The organism is Salinimicrobium sp. TIG7-5_MAKvit (assembly GCF_049569215.1).
Classification (GTDB): domain Bacteria; phylum Bacteroidota; class Bacteroidia; order Flavobacteriales; family Flavobacteriaceae; genus Salinimicrobium; species Salinimicrobium profundisediminis.
Genome location: NZ_CP145903.1, coordinates 857,130 through 872,497 on the forward strand (window position 1 = coordinate 857,130; position 15,368 = coordinate 872,497).

Annotated in this window: 14 protein-coding genes; 12 read left to right on the forward strand and 2 right to left on the reverse strand. The window is 40.5% G+C overall.

The window, feature by feature from the left end; genetic code table 11:
• Positions 1-18 precede the first annotated feature (18 nt).
• The 12 genes from V5739_RS03850 (at position 19) to V5739_RS03905 (ending at position 12,394) form a co-directional block, all read left to right on the forward strand.
• On the forward strand, positions 19-465 hold the full coding sequence (locus V5739_RS03850) for a PepSY-like domain-containing protein (protein ID WP_423819723.1): 447 nt from the start codon (positions 19-21) through the stop codon (positions 463-465).
• A gap of 8 nt (positions 466-473) precedes the next feature.
• Positions 474-1,328 carry a hypothetical protein gene (locus V5739_RS03855; protein WP_423819724.1) on the forward strand — a complete coding sequence of 285 codons (855 nt, stop codon included), beginning with the start codon at positions 474-476 and terminating at the stop codon, positions 1,326-1,328.
• Positions 1,329-1,398: 70 nt separating this feature from the next.
• Complete coding sequence (locus tag V5739_RS03860) at positions 1,399-2,124, forward strand: TVP38/TMEM64 family protein (RefSeq protein WP_423819725.1); 726 nt, start codon at positions 1,399-1,401, stop codon at positions 2,122-2,124.
• A gap of 3 nt (positions 2,125-2,127) precedes the next feature.
• Positions 2,128-2,808, forward strand: a complete 681-nt coding sequence (locus tag V5739_RS03865; protein ID WP_423819726.1) for a DUF2490 domain-containing protein — start codon at positions 2,128-2,130, stop codon at positions 2,806-2,808.
• Positions 2,809-3,003: 195 nt separating this feature from the next.
• Positions 3,004-4,068, forward strand: a complete 1,065-nt coding sequence (locus V5739_RS03870) for a mechanosensitive ion channel family protein (protein ID WP_423819727.1) — start codon at positions 3,004-3,006, stop codon at positions 4,066-4,068.
• A 172-nt stretch (positions 4,069-4,240) separates the two neighbouring features.
• Positions 4,241-5,437: a hypothetical protein gene (locus V5739_RS03875; RefSeq protein WP_423819728.1), complete on the forward strand. Its 1,197-nt coding sequence runs from the start codon at positions 4,241-4,243 to the stop codon at positions 5,435-5,437.
• Positions 5,438-5,617: 180 nt separating this feature from the next.
• Positions 5,618-7,606 (forward strand): S9 family peptidase, encoded by a 1,989-nt coding sequence (locus V5739_RS03880; protein WP_423819729.1) that lies wholly within the window; start codon positions 5,618-5,620, stop codon positions 7,604-7,606.
• Between the two features lie 303 nt (positions 7,607-7,909).
• Positions 7,910-9,004, forward strand: a complete 1,095-nt coding sequence (locus tag V5739_RS03885; RefSeq protein WP_423819730.1) for a sensor histidine kinase — start codon at positions 7,910-7,912, stop codon at positions 9,002-9,004.
• Positions 8,994-9,674, forward strand: coding sequence for a response regulator (locus V5739_RS03890; RefSeq protein WP_423819731.1), 681 nt, complete (start codon positions 8,994-8,996; stop codon positions 9,672-9,674). Before V5739_RS03885 ends, V5739_RS03890 begins: the two co-directional genes overlap by 11 nt.
• 77 nt (positions 9,675-9,751) lie before the next feature.
• Positions 9,752-9,901 carry a hypothetical protein gene (locus V5739_RS03895; protein ID WP_423819732.1) on the forward strand — a complete coding sequence of 50 codons (150 nt, stop codon included), beginning with the start codon at positions 9,752-9,754 and terminating at the stop codon, positions 9,899-9,901.
• Positions 9,902-9,903: 2 nt separating this feature from the next.
• A complete protein-coding gene (locus tag V5739_RS03900) occupies positions 9,904-11,694 on the forward strand; it encodes a TrkH family potassium uptake protein (RefSeq protein ID WP_423819733.1) in 1,791 nt (596 codons plus the stop codon).
• Positions 11,695-11,698: 4 nt separating this feature from the next.
• Positions 11,699-12,394 carry a potassium channel family protein gene (locus V5739_RS03905; RefSeq protein ID WP_423819734.1) on the forward strand — a complete coding sequence of 232 codons (696 nt, stop codon included), beginning with the start codon at positions 11,699-11,701 and terminating at the stop codon, positions 12,392-12,394.
• A gap of 66 nt (positions 12,395-12,460) precedes the next feature.
• On the opposite strand, the gene V5739_RS03910 is transcribed toward V5739_RS03905, so the two are convergent.
• Together V5739_RS03910 and V5739_RS03915 are read right to left on the reverse strand one after the other, a co-directional pair.
• Positions 12,461-13,963 (reverse strand): carboxypeptidase regulatory-like domain-containing protein, encoded by a 1,503-nt coding sequence (locus V5739_RS03910; RefSeq protein ID WP_423819735.1) that lies wholly within the window; start codon positions 13,961-13,963, stop codon positions 12,461-12,463.
• Positions 13,964-13,985: 22 nt separating this feature from the next.
• Positions 13,986-15,365 (reverse strand): CsgG/HfaB family protein, encoded by a 1,380-nt coding sequence (locus V5739_RS03915; protein WP_266069233.1) that lies wholly within the window; start codon positions 15,363-15,365, stop codon positions 13,986-13,988.
• Positions 15,366-15,368 lie beyond the last annotated feature (3 nt).

Here is a 15,368-nt window from a genome sequence, read left to right on the forward strand (position 1 = left end):
TAGTTGAAAAGAATAAAAGTGAATCTAAGAAGTCTCTTCTTACTACTGTTGAGCATTTTTTTGCTGTCATGCGACAACGACGACTATCCGTACGCGAAAGTGCCGTCGGTAGTTCGCAATGCATTCTGGACCCAATACCCTGATGCTACAGATGCAAAATTCATCCAGCTGGATGAAAATTATGAGGTAGAGTTTGAAATAGATGAAGAGGATGGTTCAGCGGTGATTAGCCCCTCGGGCAATATTGTTAAAGAGAAAAGAGAAATTGAATGGAATGACCTTCCCGCTGAGGTACAAGAAACTCTGAGAAAAACCTATGGACAAAAGAAAATAGAAGATCCCGAACGGGTAAGAATTGGTGAAGAAATTCACTACCAGGTAGAAGTGAGCAGGTTTTTTATAGATGATGAGATAGTGCTCACCGCTGCGGGTAAAATAGATACTAACCTGAATTACTGGAAATAAAAAAAGTCATGAAAAAGATCATTTTTGGAATACTGGTACTGGCCGTTGCGGGCGTTGGTTATTTCTCTTTTAAAGAAAAACCTTCGGGAGAATACAGTGAAGAAAATTACAAAATACTTCAGAAGTGGGATCTGCCCGAAGTTCTCAATGAAATTTCAGGCATAGCATGGATTGGAAATAACCGTGTAGCCTGTGTACAGGATGAAGATGGTATTATCTTCATTTATAATCTTAAAACTTCAGAAATAGAAGGGCAAACCTCATTTGGCAATGGTGGAGATTATGAGGGTATAGCCGTGATCAAAGACGACGCTTATGTACTGCGAAGTGACGGGGTGCTTTTTGAAGTTAAAGGTTTTACAGGAAAAAATCCGCAGGTGCAGAAGCATGTGACCGAAGCCAATAATTTCAGCAAAATTAACCTGGAAGGTTTGTGTGCCGATCCCGAAAATAATCGCCTTCTACTGGCCGTAAAAGAAGGTAAAGACTTTGAGGAACAAAAAGGGGTTTTCGTATTCGACCTGCACAAAAAAGATTCAGGTAAAGATCCGTTGTTTATGCTCCGGCTTTCAGATCCTGTTTTTAAGACGGTAAAGACAAAGCTGAAGGAAAAATTCTCACCAGGAGAGATTGGGCTACACCCCAAAACGGGCGAATATTATATTCTTGACGGCACCAGGCCCAAGCTTCTAATCACCGAAAAAAACGGTACTCCAAAAAAACTGTTCATGTTCCAGCCACGGGATTTCGGCAATCCTGAAGGGCTGACCTTTAGTCCCGACGGAGATCTTTATATCTCAAATGAAGCGGAAGATGCTCCTGCCAATATTCTTCAAATTTCCCTTAACCACAAAAACAAATAATAGACTAATGGTAACCTTCCTGTAAAACAGGACGACCAGACTCTTTAATGAAATAAGCCTCCCAAACACTATGGAAAACCAATCAATTGAAACTTCATCGGTAAAGCAGAGTAAATTACCGCTTTACATTTCGGCTGCTATCGTAATATCTGTTGTTCTTGCTTATTTTTTTATTCCTGGCGTGCAGTCCTGGCTTTCTGAAGCCTGGAATGTACTTGCCAGCGACGATAACGAGAGGATAAAGGCCTGGGTGGGGAATTTTGGCTGGTTTGGCCCGGTTGTTTTGGTATTAACGATGATCGCCCAAATGTTTCTCCTGGTGATTCCCACTATTGCGCTAATGGTTGTTTCCGTCTTAGCATACGGCCCCATTTGGGGAAGCGCGATTATACTTGTTTCGGTATTTTCGGCCTCGTCGGTAGGTTATTTTATTGGAAGGTACTTTGGTCCTGTGATCGTGGAAAAACTCATTGGGCAAAAAAATGAAAAAAAGATAAGCGACTTTATTGATGATTACGGGTTTTGGGCCGTGATCGTAACGCGTCTCAATCCTTTTCTTTCCAATGATGCCATTAGCTTTGTAGCAGGTATTCTCAAAATGGGGTATTGGAAATTTATTGGGGCCACTATGGTAGGGATTGCACCCCTCACCCTTTTTATTGCCATTATTGGTAAAAGTACCGATGCTCTAAAATCGGGATTATTATATGGTTCAATTATAAGTTTAATCCTGTTTGGTTTATATGTTTACTGGGACAAAAGAAAAAGAAATTCTACAAGTAAATCTCACGCCTAAGCCATGAAAACAGTAAGTGGAAGCAGATTAATCGCTCTTGTTCTTTTCTTTTTTTCAGGATTAAACCTGATGTATGCGCAAGATCCTCAATCCTGGTTATATGAAAATGAATTTGAAGTGTCTATTCCTGTACAGGAGAGATGGTCTATCGAAGCGGGCTTCGGAAACCGCGGGTTGCTGCAGGAGCGGGCCGATGGGGAAAAGACTTCAGGCTATGCACACCAGCATGTTGAACTGAATTATTTCAATAACTACAAGCTTCAGGAAGCTACTGTTCTAAGCCTTGGCCTGAGGTACCGCTTTAACGAACTCTTTGATGCTGATGAAAGGAATGAATTCCGAATTATTGAACAACTGGAGCTAAAGCCTCTTAATTCAGCCTTATCTCACCGGTTTAGGCTGGAGCAGCGGTTCAGGGAAAAAGTTAGCCACAGGGCGCGTTATAAATTGGAATTTTCACGCCCCCTAAATAATATTTTCTCTTTTGAAGCCGCTACAGAAGCCATTTATGCGGTTACTGTTCATGAAAAACCTGAAGCAGAACAGCGGTTCTCCATCGGGATTGAAAACAGCTCTTTCAACAACCTGGATCTTGGCCTTACCTTGGAATACAGAATGGAAGATTATGCAAGAAACCTGGCCCACGAATTCTTTATTGCCACAGGATTATCGCTCTCACTTTAATTTCCGGCGATTAAGTATACCTAAGTTATTCTGCTTCGATCTTTTATAAAAACGAAATCCTATAGAAATACTAAACTTTCACGATCATTTCTTCACTTTAACAGCTATGCTTACATTAGTATAGCGGTCATATTTTTTCAGGGGACATTTTGATCTATCTGTACCTTTTTGATTCCGCAGTAAAAAGATCCGGAAATGAAGGTAGACAAAGAAACCGAAGAAAAAGAGATAGAAGAAATTCTTGAAGATGAGAAGGTGCAAAAAGCCCTTTCTGAAACTGATAAGCCAACAAAAAAAACTCCCGGTCAGCGGAAGGAAATCTTCCTCCTAATTGGGTACACCATCCTGATAGTCGTTGTAGCAGGCCTCCTTAACTTCCTGCTTGAAGCAGGTTACCTGCCAATTTCTGAAAAGTATTTTCCTTTGGTGAAAAAATTGATCTTAGGTACCATTCTGGTCACTGCTGTATTATTTCTGAATAGTCTTCTAAGAAAAATTGTAAACAGAAAAGTAGATGACAGGGCGAGCGCCTACAATTTTAAAAGCCTTATCAATTTTATAAGCTTTGCACTTATCACCCTGGTGGTCATCTCGCTGGTCTTTTCCAATTGGTACGCTACCTTAGTCTCTTTTGGAGTTGTATCATTGATTCTGGGTTTGGCTTTACAAAATCCGTTAACAAGCCTGTTTGGCTGGGTTTACCTTCTTCTTCGGAAACCTTATGAAGTTGGTGACAGGATAAAAATCGGCAATGTGTATGGTGATGTGATGAATGTGGGTTATTTTGACACAACGCTGTGGGAATTTAGAGGTGATTATCTCTCTGGCGATCACCCCAGCGGAAGGATAATTAAATATGCTAATTCCAAAATTTTTAGCGAATACGTGGTCAATTACTCCTGGCCACTATTCCCGTTTATATGGAATGAGGTTAAATTTTATGTTTCCTACGATAGTGATTTCGATTTTATATCGCGCGTAGTGACCAATATCGCCGAAGATGAAATAGGAAAAGCAATGATGAGACGGGTTAAGAGGCTGAAAAAAATCCTTGCAGATTCTATGATCCAGGAACTGGAAATCAAAGAGAGACCTTCAGTAATCTTCAATGCCCATACCAATACCTGGATTGAAGTGACCGTGAGGTTCCTGGTGCAGCCAAAGCATTCGGGCCCCACTAAATCCCTGCTGTTCACACATATCATGAAGGAGTTAAAACGGCATCCGGAGAAAGTAATTTTTCCGAATACGAAAAGATAACCGGAAAAATACCTTTCAAAAATGGCATTTTTGACACCTTAGTTATGAGAGCTCTTAATGCACATTCAGACCGTCAAGGAAACAGCTTTTCCTATTAAATTACCTTCCGTTTTTCTCCTTCCCTCCTCCTGCACAAAATTTTCTTTATCTTTTCTCTTCTAAACCTGTCTTTATGACCTTTGTTCAAATTGTCAGCATTCTGGGAATGATCCCGTTGTTCTCCATGAGGACTTTCCTCCCGGCATTCCTTGCTGCGCTTTTTCTAAGATATCCCGAATACTTTCCCGGCATGGGCGATATCGTAGCGCCTGCACAAGATGCTTATATCACCAAAGATTGGGTTCTATTTACTTTGGGAGGATTAAGTCTGCTTGAGATCGTAGGAGATAAAAGCACCGAGATAAGAAATTTTATAAAAGATGCTGAAACTTACCTTAAACCCCTCATCTTTTTTATCATTAACCTCAATTTACTGGACGAATCTTCTGTAAAAGTACTTGATGAAGTGCAGTGGGCAGCTTTTGACCCCCTGTGGATCCTTTTACTTTTCGGAAGTCTTTCAGTTTACTGGCTGTCCGGATTAAGGCGCGATTTTATCACATTTTTGGAAGATATTGATGAAGATGACAATTTCTATCTAAGCCGCATAAGCAGCTGGCTGGAAGACAGCCTGGTCCTCTTCGGATTTTTACTGCTTATCTGGCTCGGCCTGGTCATGGTCGCAATTTATGTGTCAGCCATAGCGCTGTTTATTTTTGTAAAGAAAAGAACCGAACGCAAACTGGAAAAACAAAAACAAGCCTGTCCTAATTGCGGGGAAATGAACCTGCCTTTTGCCGTAAAATGCTACAACTGCAAAACTCCGCAGCCTAAGGTGCACAAAATTGGTATTTTTGGTCAGCGAAAAGAAGACCTGGTCTCCAACCTTGAAAAACATCGGCTCCACCTTGCCTCCCATCGCAAATGCCCGGATTGTGGCAACAAATTGAACAGTATCAAACTTTTTCAGGAATGCGGGAGTTGCGGCTCCACCCTGTTTGATTCTCCAACTCCGGCAGAATATATAAATTATCAAGATAAAAGGTTCTATAAACTCACGGGGCTTTCCTTTCTCCTGGGGTTTATTCCCATTATCGGTTTTGTGGTAAGCGCAGTACTCGCAAATGTCTATTTATTCTCTCCATACAGGAGGTATATTCCAAAAGGCAAATCTTTTTTCACCAAACTCTGGATCAAATTTCTCACTTTGCTGTTTTTTATCTTCGGAATTGCTTTAGGGTTCATTGCCGCACCGGTTTACATCATCTTGAGATACTTCCTCTGGAAAAGGCGTTTTGTTGGGAGAACTTCAGAAAGTGCGAGGAGCTAAGAGATAAAATACTTACTTCAGAAATACCCTGATCTGGTTCAGGAAAATCCAGATCCAAAATGCCATTTTTGACATCCTCATAAACCCTGTCTGTTTCCGAAGGAAACATTTGCTTCAATCTCTATTTTGAAGTATATTATGAACTTAAGAAATTGACTTAAATTTTAATCATTTATTCTCATGAAAAGAACACTTACGATACTCTTATTTCTCATCACCCATGGCATGATTGCCCAGCAAAATGTGCTTACCCCAGAGGATGTAGCCAAACTGGAATACGTCACAAATGCAATGATGTCTCCAAACGGCGATAGAATAATCTACCAGAAAGTTGTTCCCGAAGATCCTCTTCAAAAGAACGCGGCAGCCAGCACACATCTATACGTTTATGACGTAAAATCGGAAACTTCTACGCCTTTAGTGACAGAATACAGCACCTCAAATTTGAGGTACAGGCCGGGACAGAACAGCATTACTTTTTTGACCCGTCAAAAAGGGGATTCTGCCACCTCCCTTTACGAGATCCCGGTTGGAGGTGGAACACCACAAAAGATCTTTGAATTTGAATCTTCTATTTCATCATACGACTGGCACCCACAGGGGCAAAAACTGGTATTTACCTCCCGGGTTTCGGGAGATGATAAAGCCTCTAAACTACCTTATCAACCCGAGATATATGAAACCAATCTCACTAATTCTTCTGCTTTTGTAGCCGATTTAACCGGGAGCAGCCCAAATAAACTGGAAGTAGAAGGAAATGTAACCGGAGCACAATGGAGCCCCGACGGAAAGCAGCTGGCCGTTAGTGCCGCTCCGTCTTCGCTGGTAGATGATTTTTATACAAGCCAAAAGATCTATATTGTAAATCCGCAAACGCTAAAAGTCTCTTCTGAGGTTACCCATAAGGCCAAATTGGGCGGACTCAAATGGAGCCCGAATTCAGAAAAAATCGCATTTATTGCCGGAAAGGACGAGAACGATCCAATTGACGGGCGCATTTTTGTTGTTGACGCTACAGGCGGCACTCCGCAGATCCTGCAACAGGATTTTGAAGGCATGTTTCACGACTTACACTGGATAGACAATAAAACCCTTGGTTTTCTTGCCAGTGAAGGTGTTTACAGCAGCATTGGCACACTAAAACTAGACGGTAAAATGAAGAAGGTTTACAGTGACAACAACGTAAATATCACCACCTTTTCACAGAATGAGAAAAATGAGATAGCTTTTGTTGGAAATACAGCTCAACACCCCGGAGAACTCTTTCTTCTGAAAAAAAGGAATTCTGATGCCAAAAAACTTACTGATTCAAATCCGTGGTTAAAAGATGAAACTTTTGGAGCGCAGGAGGTTGTTACTTACCGCGCCTCTGATGGTTTGGAAATACAGGGAATTCTTATTCATCCTGTAAATAATTCTGAAAAAAATCCTTTGATCACAGTGGTTCACGGTGGGCCCGAAGCTCATTATGACAATGGCTGGCTTACCAATTACAGCATGCCGGGGCAGGTAGGTGCCGGTGAGGGCTATGCAGTATTTTATCCTAATTACAGAGGAAGTACCGGCCGCGGAGTAGATTTTGCTATTTCCAGCCAGGGAGACCCAGGCGGAAAAGAATTTGATGATATTATTGATGGAATAGATTACCTCATTGAAAATAAACATGTAGATGGAGACAGAGTTGGCGTCACCGGCGGATCTTATGGTGGATATGCTACGGCCTGGATGTCTACCCGTCATACCGATAGGTTTGCTGCAGGCGTAATGTCGGTAGGAATAAGTAACAATATTTCAAAGTGGGGTACCAGTGATATTCCGGAAGAGATGTTTTTGGTACACAGCCGAAAAAGGATTTGGGATGACTACGAGTTCTTTTTAGAACGTAGCCCTATCTTTTATGCAGACCAGGCCGACACCCCTCTTTTGATATTGCACGGAAAAGAAGATACACGTGTAGACCCGGGGCAGTCTTATGAGTTGTACCGCCACATCAAGACCAGGACCGAGACTCCCGTAAGGCTTGTACTTTACCCCGGTGAAGGTCATGGAAACCGAAAAGCTACCGCGAGGTATGACTTCAACCTAAGATTGATGCGTTGGTTTGAGACATTTCTGAAAGAGAAAGGCAACGAGATGCCTGACACTCAACTGGATCTGTCTGAGAGATAGAGATCAAGAGTTCTGGAAGGGGGTGTAAAAGAAGAACCTGCTAAAATCCAGAAGCTTTATGCTGAAAAATATGTCAAAAATGGCATTTTTAGCAAATGTTTTTGACTGGGATCTTCGCTTCACTTCCGGTTTTTTCAATCATAATAGAGGCTGTCTAAAATGCACATTTTAGCCAGCCTCTTTTTATATAGCTGCTTCAGTAATATCAACCTGTTCAATACACGGCTTTGATTATTTCAAAAGCCGCCTCCCACATCACATAAATTTGAAATTACCAACTTAACTCAAAAGGCATCTTTATCTTTGGATAAAATTGTGCCCGTGGAGCTTGTGAAGAAAATAGAAAGTAATAGAACCCTGCAGTACATTATTGGCCTGGGGTGCATTTTCCTTGTTTCCCTTATCTGTTTTTTATTTGTCAACATCATTGGTTATCATGTCGTAGCTCTTATTTTACTATTGGCGGTTTCGGTTCTCGCAATGTTTCTGGAGACCTTTCCCATTGTGATCGTAGCTGTTGTGAGTGCATTGATCTGGAATTTCCTGTTTATTCAGCCCCGTTCTACCTTCAGCATTACCACTCCCGAAGATGCCCTGCTCTTTCTTATGTATTTTGTTATTGCGGTGATGAATGGCGTATTTACATCCAGAATGAGAAAGGTTGAAGCTGTGGCAAGACAGCGAAAAGAAAAAGAAAAGACGCTACAGCTTTACAGCACCATGCTAAATTCTTTATCGCATGAATTGAAGACTCCCATCGCAACAATTATTGGCACTGTAGATACTCTGAAAATGAATTCCGGAGAAATTTCGGAAGACAGTAAAACCGAATTGTACAGCGAAATTGACGTAGCCGGTAACAGGCTTCACAGGCAGGTAAACAACCTTCTAAGCATGAGCCGCCTGGAATCGGACATTTTCAGGCTTCAGCTGGACTGGTACGACATTCAGGACATAATTCACACTGTAATGCTCAATAACCGTAAAGACACTCATGAAATTAACCTGTTAGCTTCCGAAGAAATTCCTTTATTCAGGATTGACGGCCCACTAATTGAACAGGTGGTACACAATATTGTTCACAATGCACTGGAGTACACCCCTGCCGGCTCTGTAATAAATATTTCAGTTACTTTTGAAGGTGGACATTTGATCATTAAAATTTGTGATAATGGCCCCGGATTCCCCGAAGATAAACTGGAGCAGGTGTTCGAGAAGTTTTACAGGCTTCCAAAGACCGCAACGGGAGGAACAGGATTAGGGCTCTCTATTGCAAAAGGTTTTACCAAGGCGCATAACGGAACAATAAAATTGGAAAATTTACCTTCGGGCGGTGCAAAATTCACCATTACAATACCTGCTGAAACTTCGAGATTAACAACGATGCATGATGAATAAAAGCGAAATCCTGATTATTGATGATGAGCCGCAAATACGAAAGCTGCTTAAAATTATTCTTGAAAGTAACGATTACAAAGTCATACAGGCAGCAGATGGTATGGAAGGTTTGCATCTGGCTGCCAATCATTCGCCAGGACTTATAATCTTGGACCTTGGCCTTCCCGACAGGAGCGGACATGAAATTTTACAGGATCTAAGAAATTGGTACGAAAAACCTGTGATCATTCTTTCTGTGCTTGATTCTGAAGAAGATATTGTTAAAGCCCTGGATAATGGTGCGACAGACTATCTTACCAAACCTTTTAGAACGGGTGAACTCTTAGCGAGAATAAGGTCTTCTTTGCGACTTAACCAAAATGTTGAACTGCAACAGAAAATTTGTGCCGACGATTTGGAAATTGATTTAATTACACGAAATGTTTATAAAGACCGGGAGATGGTAAAGCTTACTTCTACCGAATACAATCTTTTAATACTGCTGGCAAAAAACCAGGGCCGGGTCCTTACTCACCAGTACCTGTTAAAAAGTATTTGGGGGCCTGGAGCTCAAACCGAAACGCAGTATTTGAGGGTGTTTATAGCACAATTGCGAAAAAAACTTGAAAAGAACCCCAATCTCCCCAAGCATTTTATCACAGAAAGTGGCGTAGGCTACAGGTTTTTATAATCTTTATAAAATCTTTATACCTATCTCTTAATCTTTACACTCTCCTTATAATATCCAATTTACCTTTGTTGTCTTTTATGGACAACAGAACCCCGGCATATCCAAATAGTAAGATCAACATTCTTCATAGACCACAGGTGACCATGGTTAATCTCGATTTTAAAGGCGATACTACTGGTGGCATTGAGGAATTAATCCATCAAAACCGGAAAAACCTAACACGTTAGATTTGAATTTTTCAAACCTTCAAAAACGGGACAATATTGAAAGACGACTCGGAGTTTTAAAGAAGTTCTCCTTCGCATTAAGTCTCTTCACTGTCTGCTTAATTGTGTTTGACCTGGGTTTTACCCATAGATCTGAAACAGAGCTTTATCTTACCGATTTTTATCTGGTAGCCCTGCTCATTGGAAGTACAACAATTCTGGTGAGGTATGGAATTTCACGAAAGAAATTTCCTCTAAAGGTTCGGTTTTTTGATGGAGCAATCTTTTTGCTAAACATTTTCCTGATCTTTGTAAAGTTCGATCTCTCCCTAAAGCTTCTTCCCTTCCTGGAGTTCTTCAATAACATGGGCTGGTTATATCTTGCCCTGTTCATTTATTTTATTAGAGAGTTTTCGGCTATCAATATCAATTTTAACCGAAAGTTACTCAACCCGGCGCAGCTGTTCATGGCAAGTTTCCTGGGTATGATATTCCTGGGGACTTTACTCTTAATGCTGCCCAAAGCTACCTATGAAGGAATTTCGGCTGTAGACGCTCTTTTCACAGCTACAAGTGCAGTTTGTGTGACCGGTTTGATTGTAGTTGACACCGGCACCTATTTTACGAGCCTGGGACAAACCATTATTCTTATCCTAATCCAGTTCGGGGGCCTGGGCATTATGACCTTTGCAAGTTACTTCTCCTATTTTTTCCGCGGAAAAAGCTCCTATGAGCACCAGATCATGCTGAAGGATATGACTAATTCGGAAAAGATCGGGGAGGTTTTTAGTGTCCTGAAAAAAATTGTTCTGCTCACCCTGGCTATTGAAGCTATTGGGGCACTACTGGTTTTTATAAATTTAGACCCAAACACTGTAAAGGGATTTGTAGATCAGGTTTTCTTTTCCATATTTCACAGTATTTCAGCTTTTTGTAACGCCGGATTTTCAACACTGGAGAACAGCTTGTATGAACCTGAATTTAAATTCAATTACTCGCTCCAGCTAGTAATTGTTACACTGTTCATTTTAGGGGGAATAGGATTTCCTATTCTTTTTAATTTGTATAAATACTTTACCTATTATTTCAAGAACCAGTACGTTAAAATTCAGCACCCGGCTAACTCTGTTTACGTTCCCTGGGTAATTAATATTAATACCCGCATCGTTCTTGTCACTACTTCAATATTGCTGGTGGCAGGAACTGTTTTATTTTACTTTTTTGAATATGATAACACCCTCGAGGAACATTCGGGATTTGGCAAACTGGTAGTTTCCTTTTTTGGAGCCGCTACTCCAAGAACAGCCGGATTTAATTCGGTGGACATGACTGCTCTCAACTTCTCTACACTCATGATCATTCTTATTCTCATGTGGATAGGGGCATCTCCAAGTTCTACAGGAGGTGGAATTAAAACAAGCACTTTTGCTCTTGCTACGCTCAACTTTATGAGCCTGGCACGTGGCAAGGACAGAGTAGAAGTGTTTAGAAGACAGATATCTGACATATCTATAAGACGGGCTTTTGCTATTATTTCCCTTTCCCTTTTGGTCATAGGAACAGCCATTTTTTTAATTGCATCCTTTGATCAGGAAAAAACGCTGTTAAGCATTGCCTTTGAGTGTTTCTCGGCGTACAGTACTGTGGGTTTAAGCATTGGAATAACGTCGCAGTTGAGTGAGGCCTCAAAAATGGTAATAATTGCTACCATGTTTATTGGGCGGGTGAGTATGTTATCCATCTTAATTGCCCTTTTAAGAAGGGTGAAATATCTAAATTATAAGTATCCGCAGGAGGATATACTAATGAACTAAACTTATGAAATATATAATAGTTGGATTGGGAAATTTTGGAGCTTCCCTTGCCGAAAAGCTTACCAAAATGGGCAATGAGGTAATTGGAGTAGACATGAACATGAGCAAGGTTGAAGCTATTAAAGACAAGATCACTCATGCTGTTAATCTGGACTCCACAGATATTACTGCAGTCTCGAGTCTACCCCTTAGTGATACTGATATTGTAATTGTAGGAATTGGGGAAGACAAAGGTTCAAATATCATGGCTACTGCCTTGATGAAGCAATTACATGTGAAAAGATTAATAAGCAGGGCAGTATCCCCGCTTCAGGAAATGGTGCTCGAAGCTATGGGCGTAGATGAAATCATACACCCCGAAGAAGAAACCGCTGAAAGGTGGGCAAAAAAACTCAATCTACATGGGGTGTTAGATTCATTTGAAGTCAACCGCGACTACAGTATTATAGAAACTGAGATCCCTGCCGAATTTGATGGAAGAACTCTCGAGGAAATAGGCCTTAAGAGAAAATATGATATTATTGTTCTAACCACAATCAAGATCACCCGAGAGAAGAACGAGCTAGGAACAAACCGGGATGTCTCGAATGTACAGGGAGTAGCTTCGGCAAAAACTGTTTTGCACAAACACGATATCATGGTGCTCTACGGACACAATAAGAATTTGAAAAAATTACTCAAAGACCAGGAAAAGTACTAATAAAGACAGGAATGCCGGAAACTCTGTGTTCCCGGCATTCCTGTCTTTATTATTTTCTAGTTTCTATTATTCCCAATCGGGCATAGCGGCGTTTTCTATAAGCACCTCCCTATCGTCATCATCCCCTGTACTACTACCAGTATTTACCGGCATGGTGTATATATCTTTGGGTGATAAATCATCGTTTGAGGTATTTACAAAAATCACTTCAGCTTCATTAGGAGAAAATCTTGGATCAAGGTCATTAGTTCCATCGGGTTTTTCTACTGAAAGATTTTGAAATTGCCTGGTTGAAAAATCATATATAAACAAGTCTGAATCGAGTCTCCGGTAGGAATCGTTTCTATAACCTGAACTGTCATAGGTATAAAGTAACTTGTTGCCCTGCAAAGAAAGATCCAAACCTCCCAGAGCCCCTTCAACATTATTCAAGATCATCTCCTGAATTTCCCCTTCGAAATTAATAGTAAATAGATCTGCATCATAGCCATTACTGTTGTTGGTAATCAAGGCTATCGTTCCATTATCTTCACTTACATCTACTTCTGTTATAAAATCGCCATTTTGTGTTTCATATATTAAAGTGGTACCTCCACCCACAGAATTTATCTTGTAGAGCTTTCCAAAATTCGGATAGACCAGTGCTGCTCCATCATCGGCCCAGGAGAAATCAATCAGATTTAGATTAAAACCATTCACCGGAATATTTGAAGTGATACGTTTTTGTTGAGAACCATCGGGATTCATGGTAAATAGATGGGTCTGCCCGTTAACAACCCTTAAAAAGGCAATTTTATTCACGGAATTATTCTTACGAGGTCTAAAGCTGTTTTGATCTGATGAAGTTAAACGAAACTCCTCTCCTTCAGAATTCCGGGAAAAGATCACATTATTACCATTGATAAGGCGTGTAAACAGGACCCTGCTTTCAGGTACATTTCTGGTTTTAAAGGAATACAAAGAACTCAGAACAGGGTCGTTTATACTATCAGAAACTTTTACCTGCCAAAAATACCTGTAGCCAGAATTAAGGCCTTCCACGGTATAGGTAGTATCTTTAATATTTGAATATGTCAACACTTCATCATTCACGTTGTTCCACAACTCCAGCTCGTAAGTCAATTCATCATCTTCAGGGTCTGAGGAGTTCCACACAAATTCTGCGGTCATGTCAACTTCTTCAGCATTATCTTCGGGAGAAAGCAGTTGTGGCGTGGATGGTTGTTTATTATTTGCACCCGATTTCAATAATTCGAAAGCTACATTTGAAGTAGCACCTTCGGTTACCGTAACTGCCTCAAAAGCAGTAGTGTAATCTTCAACTTCAGCCTTGACAGAATATTGATCAACAAGAACATCTTCAATAACAAATTCTCCATTTTCATCTGTAAAGACTGTACTTGAAGCAGGGCTGGTCGTAATTTTGACATTTTCGAGAGGTTCATTACTAGTACGTTCAACTACTTTCCCAGATATACCACCTGTTAAAGATTCCCCGACTGTATCTTCAGAACAACCTATTAGGAAGAATAAACCTGCAATTGTAATATATTTTAAGAATGTCTTCATAAGTTCTACAAGTTCAAATCAATTAAAAGTAAATATTTAGGCCTAAACCAAAATTGAAGTAGTGATCATCTCTTTTTCCATGGACAAAATTATCCAGCTTATCATTTGTAATAAGATTATGTTCAGCAAAAATTTGTGCACCCAACCTGGAATTAAATAAGTATCGCAATCCGCCCCCATATTGAAATTTAAAAAAGTTGGATTCAAGGTTCTCCTCATCAGTGGCTAGATCCGGATTCCCCAGCTCCATAAGAAATCCGGGGCCTCCGTATACAAAAGGAGCAAAATCATCTTTTGGCAAAAAGTTAAATCTCGCATTAATATCTACTCCCGCAAACTCTCCTTTAAATTGCCTGCCATTATCGAGGCTGATGTAATTTAAATTTCCACCTATACTTAGGTTCGGAAAAAGCCTTTTTTGATATCCAATCCGTGCAAAATAACCAGGTTCTTTATTTGAATAGTCGCCATCCATTAAAGATAAACCACCTGAAAAACTTAAGTTATTCTCTGGCACATCTTCAATAAGTAACCTGTCATACAAGCCCATGTCTTCCTCTGCCTTTTTTTCGGCCACGTAATTATCTACCAGTTGCTGGTTTACCTCCCTACCTCCCTGGGCAGCCCACAAGCGATCTTTAACCCCTTCAAGAATAAGATCTCTTACAGCTTTTTCTATTGCGTCCTGTACTGCTAATTGTACTGGCTCGTTCTGAGTTATTCCTGTTTCTGCTTCAAGCAATCTCTGGAACTTCACAAATCTAAAGAAACTACCATCCAGGCCTTGAGAAAGTATGGTCTTTGAAACATATACAGTTTTGAGGATTTCTCCTGTATTTGTTGAAACAGCTCTTAAGTAAACTGTAATTCTATCCTGCCTGTATTTAGCTGAACCTCCCAGACCAAAATATCTTGCTCCTATTCCACCGGTAAGAATGTTTGTATCATAGGAAATGATACCTCCTTCAAGAATAAGACCTGCATAAAGTAAAGCTGGTAAAGGTGGTTCATTAGGATTCAGGTTTTTAATATATTCCTGCTTGGTATTTCTTATAATATTTCTTTCGGTAGAAAGGTTGCTTAAATTCTCTCTCTCAATAGGAATAAACCATCCGGAATCTTCCAGAGCTTTGATTAAAATAGTAGTCGCGCCCTGGGTTACGGCTGTACTAAAAGTAGAGCCATTTTCTACGGCTTTGTATTGCCCCGTTTGGTCACTAAAGTTATAGACAGCTACTTCAACAGGATCATTAGCCGGAGGCAAGCTGGTTAAAAGATGGGAATTTGTAGATTTCTCCCCCGGTCGGGCCGGATCATTATTAAATGGTTGATTGAAGTATGCCCCGCAAGAGCTTAGAGTGCTAATTGCAAAAAATAGCACTACCTGGTAGGTCTTGTTCATAAA

Excerpts from the sequence above, each read along its gene's own strand:
- V5739_RS03855 (WP_423819724.1), top strand. The coding sequence starts at position 474 with ATGAAAAAGATCATTTTTGGAATACTGGTACTGGCCGTTGCGGGCGTT.
- V5739_RS03860 (WP_423819725.1), top strand. The coding sequence starts at position 1,399 with ATGGAAAACCAATCAATTGAAACTTCATCGGTAAAGCAGAGTAAATTA.
- V5739_RS03865 (WP_423819726.1), top strand. The coding sequence starts at position 2,128 with ATGAAAACAGTAAGTGGAAGCAGATTAATCGCTCTTGTTCTTTTCTTT.
- V5739_RS03870 (WP_423819727.1), top strand. The coding sequence starts at position 3,004 with ATGAAGGTAGACAAAGAAACCGAAGAAAAAGAGATAGAAGAAATTCTT.
- V5739_RS03875 (WP_423819728.1), top strand. The coding sequence starts at position 4,241 with ATGACCTTTGTTCAAATTGTCAGCATTCTGGGAATGATCCCGTTGTTC.
- V5739_RS03880 (WP_423819729.1), top strand. The coding sequence starts at position 5,618 with ATGAAAAGAACACTTACGATACTCTTATTTCTCATCACCCATGGCATG.
- V5739_RS03890 (WP_423819731.1), top strand. The coding sequence starts at position 8,994 with ATGATGAATAAAAGCGAAATCCTGATTATTGATGATGAGCCGCAAATA.
- V5739_RS03895 (WP_423819732.1), top strand. The coding sequence starts at position 9,752 with ATGGACAACAGAACCCCGGCATATCCAAATAGTAAGATCAACATTCTT.
- V5739_RS03905 (WP_423819734.1), top strand. The coding sequence starts at position 11,699 with ATGAAATATATAATAGTTGGATTGGGAAATTTTGGAGCTTCCCTTGCC.
- V5739_RS03910 (WP_423819735.1), bottom strand. The coding sequence starts at position 13,963 with ATGAAGACATTCTTAAAATATATTACAATTGCAGGTTTATTCTTCCTA.
- V5739_RS03915 (WP_266069233.1), bottom strand. The coding sequence starts at position 15,365 with ATGAACAAGACCTACCAGGTAGTGCTATTTTTTGCAATTAGCACTCTA.